Genomic DNA, 13,854 nt, shown 5'->3' with positions numbered 1-13,854 from the left:
GTAAGCCACCGAAGCTTACTAAGACCAGATTGGAATTTACTTCTGTATCATTTTGTAAACCCTCACATAATCTACTTCCATGGTCTGCGGAAATACACTTGGGTCCACCCCTTTGGCGCCACCCCAGTTGCCGCCAACGGCAATATTTAGCAGCAGGTGAAACCGCTTATCGAAAGGCCATTCGTTGATTCCTTTGCCCTCATTTATAAATTCAAAAACAGGCAGGTCGTCTATATAGCCCCTTATAGCGTAGGGAGTCCAGTCAACCCGATAGAGGTGGAAGGCCGTGCTAGCCGTTTCGATGATCTTGCTTTTTCCTTTCTGGGTGTTTTTGCTGTGGTTGTAGGCCTCTGTGTGTACCGTAATGTGCACATTGTTCTGATCGTAGCCCACATGCTCCATAATGTCGATCTCGCCGGATCTAGGCCATCCGCCATAAGCCCAGTCGGTTGGCAGCATCCAGATGGCGGGCCAGGTGCCCAGCCCTGTCGGGAGCTTGGCTTTTATCTCGAACCGGCCGTATAAAAAGTCGCCTTTGTTTTTGGTAACCAGTCTGGCGGAGGAGTATTCTTTGCCTTCTGTGTTTTCCCTTCTGGCCGTAATTTTAAGGATACCGTTTGCCACGCTGGCATTGCTGGCTTTGTTGGTATAGAATTGCAGTTCATTATTCCCCCAACCGGTTCCGCCTATGTCGTAGCCCCATTTATCGGGGTTTGGCTGACCGGTATAGTCAAACTCGTCGGCCCAAACGGGGGCGGACTCAAACTGCCAGTTCAGGTCCTGGGGGGCCTTCGGTTGGGAAATATAAGGCTGGGACTCCTCTGCTCCGTTTTTGCAGGAAGAAAAGGCAAATGAGAAGCAAACAGCACTGGTTGCCAGTAAGGCAGAGATGGTTTTTATGGGAGTAATAAAACTCATAAGACGATATGGTAAAAGAAATAAAATCAGGTCGATGCGGCAGTTAAAAGACGGCTGAGGCCTACTCCAGGCCCCGGCCTCTTTCACTTATTCACCCTTATTGCTCTAATCTGAAGTCGTCCAGGAAGAAAATGCCTGGTATGTGGTTTCCTTCGCCGCCAATTTGGATCAGTACCCGGTTAAGATCCTTTCTTTCAGCGAATTTTGAGAAGTCAAACGTAAGCTCCACCCATTTGTCCAGTTGGGTCACCTCTTGCTTGATTTCCACCTGGTTAGCCCAAGGTTGTGGCTTTGTGCCATCTTGCAACTTAACAGATACCTGCTTGAGCAGCGTCTTGATCGCCCAGTCCTCGCCGGCCATGGTATTAAAGTCGTTGTAGCTAGGAATGAATACCTTGAGCTTGAAAACGCTGCGCTTGCTTAGGTCGAAGTCAAAGGCGAAGTCGGCAAACATATTGGCGAACATGTATCCCGGGCCTTCCTGCTTCACATACATGGCTACTTTGGCTGATGTGTTGATCGGAACAGGGGCAGGGTTGTCGTAGCTTTCGTTGAGGGTGAGGGTCTCTTTTTTCCAAACCAGATTGCCATCCTCGTCGAAGTTATCGAACATATTCTCCATTTTGTAAGGGCGGGCCTCCACCGGATGAACAAAGCCTTTCGGTACAAGGCGCAGCCACCAGCCATTTCCGGCATTGGCTCCGTCTCCTCCTTTCAGGTATAGCACATTCTCTGACAACGACAGGATCTCATAGCGCGAAACACCCGTGTAGTATCCTATGAAGCCCTTGTTGGAGAGCACCAGGTATTTTTTGCCGCCTTCCTCTACCATGCTCCATACCATGTTAGTAGGAGGGGTGTAAGACAAGGTATAGTCGCTAGACTGCGCCGTTCCACCCAGGCCAGCGGCATTTGAGCCGTTCACGAAGGTGTTGCCATTGTTCTGGTAGGTATAGGCAAAGCCGTTCAGGTTAAAGGTCATTTCGTCGTCATACAAACCTTCCGAAGCTTTGTCGTTTGGTGCAGCAGACCACCATTCCGGCGTTGCCGCGCCGATAGGGCCAACGCCCATGTGACCTGCTTTGTGTCTGTCGATCACCCAGGTCTTTCCATTGGCTTTGGCAGCGCCACCGGTCAGGAAATTATAGTCTTCTCTGTCCAGCATCGACACATTGGTCTTGGCGATGGCGATGGTTTTGGTGTTGGAAGCATAGCCTCCGCTCGTGAAGATGGTCAGCTTCACGGTGTAGCTTCCTTCCACCGGGAACGAGCCGTTTACCTGGTTACCTTCTGCCGTGCCACCGTTTCCGAAATCCCAGATGGCCTTAAAAGCACCCGGAGTCGTGTTGGTGAAAGTGATGATGTTTGGGTTGCTGGCCGTGGGAGTGGCTGTAAACTGCACTTCCTCCGACCTTGGGGCAGGCGCCAGCCCACCCTCCATTTCATCCGGCGTACAGGCGGTATAGGCACCCGTTAGCAACGCCATTGCCAGGTAGAAGCAAACGCTGGATATAAGTCTATTATATTTCATGATTTTCTAGAGTTAAGGTTATGGACCTGTCTATTATTTGTATGCAGGGTTTTGGACCAGCTTTGTGTTAATCAGCTCATTTTGCGGGATTGGTAGCACTTCGTGCTTTCCAGCCACAAAACCCATCGGGGCCAACACTGCAGCGGCTCTGCCCGTGCGCACCAAGTCATAAAAGCGGTGCCCTTCAGTTGCCAGTTCCAGTCTTCTTTCCCGGTAGATGTTATCCAGGGTGGCTGCTACCGGTGCAAGGCCTACGCGGGCTCGCACGGCATTGAGCAGTTGTCCTGCTCGGGCAGCGTTGCCGCCAGCCTGTACCAGCGCTTCGGCTTCCATCAGGTAGGTGTCCGCCAGGCGCATTTCAATGTAGTTGTTCGGGTAGTTCAGGATCACATCGCCACCGCCTTTGCTCAACCACTCCGTTGTAGGGGCATATTTTTTCACGAAGTAACCCGTGTCATCGAAACCGGGCTCGTAAACCGCTCCTTCTACTTTTTTGATATCCAGCACGGTATGCTCATAACGGGGGTCACCGGTCAGGGCATTCACCAGGTCTTTGGTAAGCGGGTTAAAACCCCATCCGGCTTCGTAGGTTGGTCCTGTATAGCCCCTTGGCCCAAACATCAGCACCGCAAGGTTTCCTTCGAAGTTTGGCCAGCTGCCCCAGCCGCCGTTGGCAAGCGAGGTATGCACAATCTCAAAAATAGCTTCGCTGTTAAATTTGTTGGCCGGGCTGAAAATCTTGCCATAGTCATCGAGCAGTCGGTAACCATACATGCTGGTGCCGCCAGGAGTACCGTTCACGTCTGCCAGTTGCGTTGCCGCCGCTGCCCACTTGCTTTGGTACAGCAGCACTTTGCCCAGCAAGGCTTTGCCGGCGCCCTGTGTCACGCGTCCACCTTCTGTGGAGGCTGGAACTGTTGCTGGCAGGTTAGGTATAGCCTCTGTCAGGTCTTTCTCTATCTGGGCGTATACCTGCTCCGGAGTAGCCTGTTCCTGGCTGAACAGCTCTGATGTTGCCAGCGGAGCCGTGAAAAGAGGGACATTCTTGAAAAGGCGTACCAAATCGAAGTAGTAATAAGCACGCAGGAATTTTGCCTCCGCTATAAACCTGGCCTTCATGTTTTCCGACAGTCCCGGAACACCGGCCTCCACTTTCGACAAGATCGTATTGGCGCGGGATACGCCCCGGAAGTTCCTGTTCCAGTATTCCTCCTGCGGACCAATGGCCGGGTTCAAGGTAAATCTGTTCCATACCTGCCAGGTGTTCATGTCCGAAGGACCTCCACCGCCAGCGTGTGCGTCGTCGGAGGCGGCATTGACTGCCCCGAAGTTATGGAAGGTGTTGCCGGCTTGCCATCCCAGCGGGTCGTAAGCAGCTACTAAGCCTGCATAGGCTTCTTCCGGATTTTTATAATAGTTTGACTCCAGGATAGTGCCTTTTGGGTCCACTTCCAGGAATTCATCCTTGCACGAACTTAGCAAAGGCAGACCTAGTGCGATGCAGGCGATGTATGTGATATATCTTCTTTTCATGTTGCTTCTTTTTTTAAATCTGTCAGACTAAAAGCCAATGTTAACGCCAGCCATCAGGGTGCGTGCCTGTGGGTAGAAAGCACGATCTACACCCATAATGTTGCCACCGATCTCAGGGTCATAGCCTGTGTATTTGGTGAAGGTCAGCAGGTTGTTGGCGCTCACATAGAACCGTGCCTTTTGCAGGGAAATTTTATCGGTGAGTGTGCTTGGCAAGGTATAGCCGATCTGGAAAGTTTTGATCCTGAAGTAATCGCCATCCTCTAAGTAGAAGTCAGAAGGGTTGGAGAAGTTGTTGTTCGGATCGGTGGTAGACAGTCTTGGGTAGTCGTTGGAGGTGCCTTCGCCGGTCCAGCGGCCCAGTGCTCTGGTCTGCCAGTTGGCGTTGGTAATCTCGAGGCGGCGCAGACCCTGGAAGATCTTGTTGCCCGTCACACCCTGTCCGAATACCATCATGTCGAAGTTTTTCCAGGAGGCGTTCAGCGTTAAACCGAATGTCCAGTCAGGAAGTGGCTTGCCCAGTACCATGCGGTCATCGGCGTTAATCTGGCCGTCGTCGTTCGCGTCTACCCAACGGAAGTCACCAGGCTTGGCATTTGGCTGAATCACCTGTCCTGCCGAATTAACATAGGCGGCTACTTCTTCTTCGTTCTGGAAGATGCCATTTGTCTTGTAACCATAGAAAGCGCCATAGGGCTGTCCCACGATCATGCGGTTCAACCGGCCGTTGAAGGTCTGGATGCTGGCAGCCCCGTCTTCTGTGAATTCTTTACCGCTCTCGAGCGCAAGAATCTCATTCTTCACATAAGAGGCGTTGCCCGTTACACCTAAATTGAATTCGCCTATCTGGCGGTTATAGCCTAGCTCAAGTTCTATACCTTTGTTCTGCATGTCAGCAATGTTCGCCAGCGGGAAACCGGTTGAGCCCACGTAGCCAGGCAGTTCAAGCGGTCTCAAAATGCCGTTCGTCTTTTTGTTGAACCAGTCAAAAGTGAAGTTAATGGAGTTGAAAAGGGTGGTCTCGAAGCCGATGTTGGTCTGGGCTGTTTCCTCCCAACGCAGGTCAGGGTTGGCCGGAGCGTTCGGGCTGTAACCGATGGTATAGCCTTCGTAGCCGAAGGTATAGTTTCTGCCAGAGCCAACGGTGGAGATATAACCGAAGTTGCCGGTATTGTCATTGCCAACCACACCATAGGAACCACGCACTTTCAGGAAGTCCACTACCTGGTTGCTAGGCCAGAATGCTTCGTTCGATGCAACCCATCCTACTGAGATGGAAGGGAAGTAACCGTATTTGTTGTTGGATCCGAACCTCGAAGAGCCGTCACGCCGGATGATACCCGTAAACAGGTATTTCTCATTGAAATCGTAGGTGACACGACCAAAAAGTGAACTAACAGTGTGTGCCACGGCATCATACCCGTAAGCATTGATATTGGCCGTAGGTACCTGCAGGTTAAAGGAGGCCTCTTTGAAATTGGTGGCAGGTATAGCGGTATAGGATACGCCGAGCCCGTCGGATTCGCCGTCTTTATAAGCACCCTGGCCTAATAGTATTGCTAAGTTATGGTTGCTGAACTTACGGGCATAAGAAATGGTGTTCTCGATGTTGTAATCCAGCACCATGTTCCGGTCACGGCTTCTGGCCGTCTGCTGACTGGTTGTAGAGGCATTCAGGTAATAGATCGGTCTGTAGCTTTCGCCGCCCCAGAAGGCCAGCTTGCCACCCAGTGTCGATCGTACTTTCAGGCCAGTTAGCGGCTCTATTTCTACAAAGGCATTGCCCACGATGTTGTCGGACCAGCCATAGTTGCCCAATTGCGTCTGAATATAGGCCAGTGGGTTAGTCATTTCCTGCTGCACGGTAGTCGAAATGCCGTAAGGGAAGCCCTGAGCGTTTCTTACAACAGGCTGTCTGTTGTAAACGCTTTCCGGATCATCCAGAATCGCACGGTCGGTGATGAGAACCGGTGTAGTAGGGTCGAGGTTGATGGCAGAGCTAAGCGGACCGCCGAACTCCGTGTTGGCATTCAGACCACCCTGGCTCTTGATGTGAGAGTAGCCCAGTGTCTGCCCGATGGTTAGCCATTTGGCTGCTTTGTGGGTAGAGTTCAGGCGGATGTTGTGCCGTTCGTAGTTTGAAATGTCGCTTGTGACGATGCCTTGCTGGTCCAGATAGCCATAAGAAGCATAGAACGTGGATTTGTCGTTGCCGCCGCTAAAAGCGAAGTCGTGGCTCTGTATAAGGGCGTTGTCATTGAAAACGTACTCTTGCCAATCGGTGCCTTCTCCCAATGCGCGTGGATTATCATACACAATGCCACCGCCACCGGCCACTGACGCTTCGTTGCGAAGAGTGGCATATTCCGTTGCGTTCAACAGGTCCAGCTTTCTTACCGGCGCCTGTGTGCCTACATAGGCATTGTAATTAATTCTGACAGAACCCTGACGGCCTTTTTTGGTCGTTACCAGGATAACACCAGCTGCGCCACGTGTACCATAAATGGCAGCTGAGGCAGCATCTTTCAGCACTTCAATAGATTCGATGTCGGACTGGTTCAGGAAATCAATGCCTCCGTTTACTACCACGCCATCTACTACATAAAGTGGCTCGTTGCTGTTCAGCGTTGTGATGCCTCTTACCCTAACGGTGGCCGCCGCGCCGGGAGCACCGGAGTTGGATGCTACCGTCACACCGGAAGCTCTGCCCTGAAGCGCCTGCTCTACCCTGGTGATCTGCTGATTCTCGAGGTCTGTGGCACGCACACTGGAGATAGCGCCGGTCACGACACTTTTCTTTTGTACGCCATAGCCAATTACCACTACCTCTTCCAATGCCTTGGCATCTGTTTGAAGCTTAATATTGATAGTGGTATGATCATTAATCGGCACTTCCTGCTGCAGAAACCCAATGTAAGACACAACCAGAATGCCGCCCTCATCAGGTACGGTTACGGTATAATTGCCATTGGCATCGGTGATAGCCCCGGTTGAGGTTCCCTTAAGCGAGACGCTTGCGCCAATCAGTGGCTCGCCCGTGTCGGCTGTTACGCGGCCTGTCACCGTCTTGGCGTAGGCTTTCTCTTTTTTGAGTCGTACTTGGCCTGGATTATCTGCATAGGAAACTGAGTTCATGCAGGCAACCATGCTAAGACAACCCATAGCGGTGAATAAGTATTTTCTCATAAATTATTTATTATTGATTAAACTCAATTTATTTAGGTGAGAAATATGTAATCGTAAGTAGATAAAGTATGGTCTTACACCATGCCCCGGACGTTATGTGGAGCAGCTATAGGCACAGCTTTTTGTTGCGGTGAAATCCCCGGTCAGCCCTCTAGATTATTCCGTGTTATAAGTTTAGGGATGTTATCAGGAAATTCATAAAAAGTAGCCACATCATGGTTGCTTTTTGGCTACGTCATAACTACGTCAAATGCCGTTATGTTGCTGTAATGGTAAGATATAGAGTGATTTGCCAGATAATGAGACTGGCATTTAGCGGATGTTTTACAAGTAAAAGTGCGGAGAGGCAGGATTTTTCATTTCGTAAAAACCGAAGGTTGCGAGCCAGTACAATTAAAAAAAAGCAGGTATACGCAGCGTTTTTTTGTCAAATTATTAAGGCTGCGTGTGATGAGAAAGTTGGCAAAGCCCGTTGCTTTGAAAATTGTTAAGGGCAAGCAATAAACTGAAAGGATCATGTCGCGGAATACGTCACTCTGCAATCCCGGAATACAGTACGAATTTAGGTGCCTTTGTTTTGTTCTATTTTTTGTAAAGTGACTTAGCCTCGTTGTACCAAAAAAGCAATGTAAGCCACATAGATAAAAAGGAAAAGAATGCCATTCCATCTGTCTATAGTGTTTTTCTTGCCTAATGGTATCACCACTACCAGAAGCGTGCTGGCAAAAATCATGACCATGATGTCGGAGTTGCTCACCACGTTGAATGGTAGCGGATTGATGACGGCGCTTATACCTAGTATCCAAAGCAGGTTGAAAATATTGGACCCAATCACGTTGCCTATGGCAATGTCGATGTTTTTTCGGTGCGCGGCCATGGCGGAAGTAACGAGTTCTGGCAGGGAGGTGCCAATGGCCACTATGGTCAGGCCGATAAAAGACTCGCTCAAACCAAACGACTGCGCAATCGATACTGCTCCATCTACCACCCACTTCCCACCCAGAAATAGCCCTACGCCACCAAGCGCCATATATAACACTGATTTAGGGATAGTCATCATCGGTGTCTCCCCCTCCTGAATTACTTCATCTTTGTTTGTTTTGCTGATGTTGTAGATGTAGGCCATAAACAGCACAAAGAAGAACAGCAAAATGCCCCCATCGAGACGACTGATATACAAACTGGTCTTGTCTCCCACCAGCACGGCATTGGCCAGAAACCCCACCAATAGGGTAGCGATGAGGGAAAAGGGGATCTCGGTGAGGATGGTGTTGCGCTTGATAGGCAAGGGGCAAATGATAGAAGTTACCCCGATGATTAGTAGTAGGTTTGCTACGTTGCTGCCAAACACATTGCCTATCGCCAACTCAGACTGCCCCTGCATACTGGATAAAATATTGATAATCAGCTCAGGAAGGGACGTGCCGAACGATACAACGGTCAGGCCGACCACCATATCGGATATATCGAAGCGCTTTGCAATGGAAGACGCCCCCGAAACAAGCATGTCTGCACCTTTTATGAGTATTATAAAGCCAAGTACAAACAGGATGTAAAGCAGCATAGGAATGTTTTGTGCAGGTATGGAGGTAAAAAAGAAGGCTGCCCTGTTATGACAGGCAGCCTTCCACTATACTTTGCAGACTAGCGATGGGTTATGCCATATTATGGTAGACAGCCTGCACATCGTCATCCTCTTCAATTTTCTCTACCAGGTTTTCAATTTCCTCAGCCTGCTCATCCGTGAGTTCCATGCGGGTATTCGGTACACGCTGCAGTTCGGCACTGATGACGTTCAAACCTTTGTCCTCCAATGCCTTCTGCATTGCGCCAAAATCAGTGAAGGCGGTCTCAACGATGATCTCGCCCTCGTGCTCATAGATATCCTCGGCACCGGCGTCGATCAGTTCCAACTCCAGTTCCTCTATATCGAGCCCTTCGGCCGCAATCTTGAATATACCTTTGCGGGTAAAGATAAAGTCCAGGGAGCCTGTTTTGCCTACTGCGCCTCCGGCACGTGAGAAGTATACGCGCATGTTGGCAATGGTGCGGTTGATGTTATCAGTCGCTGTTTCGACAAGTATCGCAATGCCATAAGGTCCGTAGCCCTCGTACACTACTTCTTCGTAATCTTTCTCTTCTTTGGATGATGCACGCTTAATGGCAGCCTCCACACGGTCCTTCGGCATGTTCACGCCCTTGGCGTTCTGGATAGCCGTGCGCAGTCGGGAGTTGGATTCCGGGTTAGGGCCTCCCTCTTTCACCGCCATAACGATCTCTTTGCCTAGTCGGGTAAAGGCCTTGGACATTTTGTCCCAACGCTTAAATTTACGGGCTTTTCTAAATTCAAATGCTCTTCCCATAGTATCTGGTTAAGTATATCTATTACAAATTTAGGCAGCTTACCTGTAAATTGGTAACATTTTCGTTATTCGTTGATCGTTGTTTGTGGATCGGTGCTCGTAATTTGTTAATAACTATTAGCTATAGAGTCCTGCAGCACTTTTTGTAAAGCCGACCCTTGCTTAGGACTGTTATTTAAGAACACTCCCAATCAAAATTACCCCGAATAACAAACAACGACTAACGATTAACGAACTTGTCTGGCCTGCACGTGATAGTCGGTGATGTGGAGGTGATGCTCGCAGAAACTGTACTCATGCACAATATTGGAGCCCACGACGATCAGCCTGTCGGCTTTGTTCTGTTCCACGTGGTTCTGGTACCAGTCTATACCTTCCTGGTCGAGGTTTGTGGTGGGTTCATCCAACACGAGCAGTTGTGTATCAGAATAAATGGCCAAACCTAGCTTCAGTCGCTGCTTCATGCCGGAAGAGAAGTCTTTTATATATTTGTTTCTGGATTTCTGCAGCCCCATACGCTCTACCAGGTTCTGGTGCGAAAGATCGCCCCGCAAAGGCTTGAAGCGGGTATGGAAGGCGATCATCTCGAGTAGGGTAAATTCCTCTACCAGCTCCAGGTATGGAGCGGTGAGCGAGAGTTCGCGATAGGCCTTATCCGGTGCAATGGTTTTTCCATCCAGCTTATATGTAATGTCCCCTTCGCTGTGGAGGTTATGCCCGGCTATAATCGTAAGAAGAGTGGATTTCCCGGACCCGTTATGCCCCAGTATGGCATAGGAGGTGCCTGACTCCAAGGTATAGGTCAGGTTCCGGAAAATCCACTCGTAATTGTATCGTTTACCTAAATTGCTTAGGTTAATTTGCATCTTTGGCGAAGTAACTCTTAATGATGCCGCGGCCGGAGTTACGCACAAAGTTCACAATCTCGTCGCGCTCACGGCTTGGGGCCAGTTCCAGCTCAATTTTGTCGAGTGCCTCGGTGTTGTTATACCCGCTCATGAACAAGATGCGGTAAATCTGCTGCACCTCATTGATCTGCTCGCTGTTAAAACCCCTTCTGCGCAGGCCAATCGAGTTGATACCAGCGTAGGTAAGTGGTTCTCGTGCCGCTTTAACATAGGGAGGAACGTCTTTACGCACCAGGGAGCCACCTGAAATCATGGCATGTGCCCCGATCTTCACGAATTGGTGCACGGCGCTGGAACCCCCGATAATGGCGTAGTCGCCCATCTCTACGTGACCGGCCATCTGCACGGCGTTTACCACAATGCAGTTGTTGCCCACGATGCAATCGTGCGCGATGTGCGCGTAGGACATGATCAGGCAGTTGCTACCGATGATGGTCTTCATCTTATCGATTGTGCCGCGGCTTACCGTCACACACTCTCTGATCACGGTATTGTCTCCAATGATGGCGGTTGTTTCCTCGCCTGCGAACTTGAGGTCCTGTGGCACAGAGGAGATAACGGCACCCGGATAGATCTTGCAGTTCTTGCCAATGCGGGCGCCTTCCATGATGGTCACATTTGGGCCAATCCAGGTGCCTTCTCCGATCTCTACGTTTTTGTAGATGGTGGAAAAAGGCTCTACGACCACATTTTGGGCGATTTTAGCCTCTGGGTGGATGTATGCTAACGGCTGATTCATGCGTCTTTCTTTACTATACTTGCCGACATCTCTGCCTCCATTACCAGCTGGCCGCCCACGAAGGCCTGACCACTCATCTTGGCAATACCCCGCTTCACAGGGGCAAGCAATTCACATTTAAATATTATGGTATCGCCAGGTATAACCTTGCGCTTGAAACGGCAACGGTCTATCCCCAGGAAATAAGTCCAGTAATCCTCCGGGTTCTCCACGGTGTTGAGCACCAGGATGCCACCCGTCTGGGCCATCGCCTCGATCTGAATCACGCCTGGCAGCACGGGGTTGCCCGGAAAGTGACCCTGGAAGAATGGCTCATTCATGGTTACGTTCTTAACGCCCGTAACCGTGGTTTCGTCTAAGTGGATGATTTTATCGATGAGCAGGAACGGGTAACGGTGCGGCAAAGTGGCTGCTATCTGGTTGATGTCCATTACCGGTGGCTTCTTCGGGTCGTAAGTTGGTACGTTTTTGATCGAAGCTTCCTGTATCAATTTCTTAACACGTTTCGCAAAAGCGATGTTGGCGGCGTGGCCTGGTCTTGCTGCCAGAATCTGTCCTTTGATAGGACGTCCGATCAGGGCAAGGTCGCCCATCAGGTCCAACAGCTTGTGGCGGGCCATCTCGTTTTTGAAGCGAAGTTCTGTGTTGTTCAGGATGCCTTCTTCTTCTACGGTCACTTTTTTCTTGCCTAGCAAATCTGCCAGGTAAGACAGCTCACCGTCTTCCACCACACGATCCACAATCACAATGGCGTTGTCCAGGTCGCCGCCCTTAATCAGGTTCTGCTTGTAAAGCGCCTCCAGTTCGTGCAGGAAGCAAAAAGTCCGGCAAGGGGCTATCTGCTCTTCAAACTGGCTCATATCCGTAATGGATGCATGCTGGCTGCCCAGCACCGGAGAGTTATAGTCCACCATCACGGTCAGGCGATAGTCGTCTAGCGGGAGGGCCGCGATCTCAACACCACGCTTCTCGTCCTTATAGCTAACGCCTTCGGTTATCTCAAAGTAGTTGCGCAGGGCGTTCTGCTCCTGCAAGCCCACTGACAGCAAGGCCTTCACAAATTCGATGGAAGAGCCGTCCATGATCGGAGGTTCAGGGCCATCCAACTCGATCAGCACGTTGTCAATCTGCAGACCAACAAGTGCAGCCAGGGTATGCTCCACGGTATTTACCCGGGCACCATTCTGCTCGATGGTAGTGCCACGCGATAAATCCACTACATTATCCACGTCTACATTTACAATTGGCTGGCCTTCGAGGTCTATGCGCTGAAATTTGTAGCCGTGGTTAGCAGCAGCAGGCTTAAAGGTCATATTAGACACCACGCCTGTGTGCAACCCAACGCCCGATACGGTTACCGGAGACTTGATGGTGTGCTGTTTATAATTCATTAATGTATCATTATTTACTTTTTGCAGGGCAGTGATTCGCCGTGTCGGTCAGGTTATAGGCTGAGTTACAGGAACTACTTGCTTTGCGCCTGCAAACTTAAGACTTTATAAACTGCCTTGCCAATTTTTATTATAGTGTCGCGATAGGAGTAGGCTAAAACCTAATTTCTTTCCTTCAGTTCTTCGAGTACGCGCTGCAGGTCAGGTAATTTCCTGAAAACAGTGATAGCCCGCAGGTTTTGTTTGTAGTCAAAAGCAGGGGAGCCCTGTATGATGGTGCCGGACTCTTTTACCGTCTTCGATACACCAGACTGAGCACCGACGGTGGTTTTGTCTGCTATGCTGATATGGCCTACTATACCTACCTGGCCGGCGATAACGCACTGATTGCCAATTTTGGCTGAACCTGAAATGCCGGTTTGAGATGCGATCACTGTGTGCTGGCCTACTTCCACGTTATGGGCTATCTGCACCAGGTTGTCGATTTTGGTGCCTTTGCGGATAATGGTGGAGCCCATGGTGGCGCAGTCAATGGTGGTGTTGGCGCCGATGTTCACGTCGTCCTCCAGTACCACGTTTCCGATCTGCGGCACGGCTTTGTAACTGCCGTCGGGTTGCGGCGCGAAGCCGAAACCGTCGCTGCCCAGCACAACGCCCGCATGGATCGTACAATCTTTGCCTACCACGGTGTTGGCATACAGTTTTGCACCTGCAAAGATAGTGGTGTTGTCGCCGATGGTTACGTTATCGCCAATGTATACCTGCGGATAGATGCGCACGTTCTGGCCCAGCTTGCAGTTATTGCCGATATAAGAGAAAGCGCCACGGTAGTGGCCAGCGCCAATTTCGCTGTTTGCGCCGATAAAGCACGGCTCCTCTACGCCTGTTTTGGAAGCGAGCACCGCCTGGTGGTAGTACTGGAGCAGGGTAGAAAAACTGGAATAAGGATCTGCCACCCGAATAAGCGATGCGGTCACTGGTTTTTTGAGTTCCAGCTTGTCTGACACAATCACTGCACTCGCTCCGGTGGTATATAGATATGATTCGTATTTCGGATTGGATAGAAATGCCAGAGCGCCAGTAGTGGCCTCCTCGATTTTAGCTAATGAGCTGACATTTACTAAATTGTCTCCTTCAACTTCACCCTGCAAAAGGTCTGCAATCTGTTGAACAGTAAATTCCATCTTGTAAAATTAGAGCAAAAAATTAAATGTGCGAATGCTTAGGGGGCGCAAAATTAACAAAAACTTTACGCAGCACCGCCACATTCTTTCGGTAGATTGAA

The 13,854-nt window shown here is 50.2% G+C and carries 10 protein-coding genes; all 10 read right to left on the bottom strand.

Annotated features, from left to right (window positions below; translation table 11 throughout):
* Positions 1-36 precede the first annotated feature (36 nt).
* The 10 genes from H9Q13_RS11890 to lpxD all read right to left on the bottom strand — a co-directional run bounded on the left by H9Q13_RS11890 (position 37) and on the right by lpxD (position 13,753).
* Positions 37-918 (bottom strand): glycoside hydrolase family 16 protein, encoded by an 882-nt coding sequence (locus tag H9Q13_RS11890; protein WP_191184028.1) that lies wholly within the window; start codon positions 916-918, stop codon positions 37-39.
* 97 nt (positions 919-1,015) lie between these two features.
* Positions 1,016-2,449, bottom strand: coding sequence for a PKD domain-containing protein (locus H9Q13_RS11885; RefSeq protein WP_191184027.1), 1,434 nt, complete (start codon positions 2,447-2,449; stop codon positions 1,016-1,018).
* Between the two features lie 33 nt (positions 2,450-2,482).
* Positions 2,483-3,982: a RagB/SusD family nutrient uptake outer membrane protein gene (locus H9Q13_RS11880; protein WP_191184026.1), complete on the bottom strand. Its 1,500-nt coding sequence runs from the start codon at positions 3,980-3,982 to the stop codon at positions 2,483-2,485.
* Between the two features lie 27 nt (positions 3,983-4,009).
* Positions 4,010-7,117: a SusC/RagA family TonB-linked outer membrane protein gene (locus H9Q13_RS11875; RefSeq protein ID WP_191184025.1), complete on the bottom strand. Its 3,108-nt coding sequence runs from the start codon at positions 7,115-7,117 to the stop codon at positions 4,010-4,012.
* A 652-nt stretch (positions 7,118-7,769) separates the two neighbouring features.
* The gene (locus H9Q13_RS11870; RefSeq protein ID WP_191184024.1) at positions 7,770-8,732 is read right to left on the bottom strand and encodes a calcium/sodium antiporter; all 963 of its coding nucleotides are present in this window, start codon (positions 8,730-8,732) and stop codon (positions 7,770-7,772) included.
* Positions 8,733-8,823: 91 nt separating this feature from the next.
* The gene (locus tag H9Q13_RS11865; protein WP_191184023.1) at positions 8,824-9,531 is read right to left on the bottom strand and encodes a YebC/PmpR family DNA-binding transcriptional regulator; all 708 of its coding nucleotides are present in this window, start codon (positions 9,529-9,531) and stop codon (positions 8,824-8,826) included.
* A gap of 227 nt (positions 9,532-9,758) precedes the next feature.
* Positions 9,759-10,397 carry an ABC transporter ATP-binding protein gene (locus H9Q13_RS11860; protein WP_191184022.1) on the bottom strand — a complete coding sequence of 213 codons (639 nt, stop codon included), beginning with the start codon at positions 10,395-10,397 and terminating at the stop codon, positions 9,759-9,761.
* A complete protein-coding gene (lpxA, locus tag H9Q13_RS11855) occupies positions 10,387-11,178 on the bottom strand; it encodes an acyl-ACP--UDP-N-acetylglucosamine O-acyltransferase (RefSeq protein WP_191184021.1) in 792 nt (263 codons plus the stop codon). Before lpxA ends, H9Q13_RS11860 begins: the two co-directional genes overlap by 11 nt.
* Entirely contained in the window at positions 11,175-12,569 is a 1,395-nt protein-coding gene (locus tag H9Q13_RS11850; protein WP_191184020.1) for a bifunctional UDP-3-O-[3-hydroxymyristoyl] N-acetylglucosamine deacetylase/3-hydroxyacyl-ACP dehydratase, read from the bottom strand. The genes lpxA and H9Q13_RS11850 overlap by 4 nt, the downstream gene beginning before the upstream one ends.
* 161 nt (positions 12,570-12,730) lie before the next feature.
* On the bottom strand, positions 12,731-13,753 hold the full coding sequence (gene lpxD, locus H9Q13_RS11845) for a UDP-3-O-(3-hydroxymyristoyl)glucosamine N-acyltransferase (protein ID WP_191184019.1): 1,023 nt from the start codon (positions 13,751-13,753) through the stop codon (positions 12,731-12,733).
* Positions 13,754-13,854: the final 101 nt, after the last annotated feature.

It is taken from the genome of Pontibacter aquaedesilientis, from assembly GCF_014773225.1.
Lineage (GTDB): Bacteria > Bacteroidota > Bacteroidia > Cytophagales > Hymenobacteraceae > Pontibacter > Pontibacter aquaedesilientis.
This window is presented reverse-complemented; position numbering and strand designations above follow the sequence as displayed.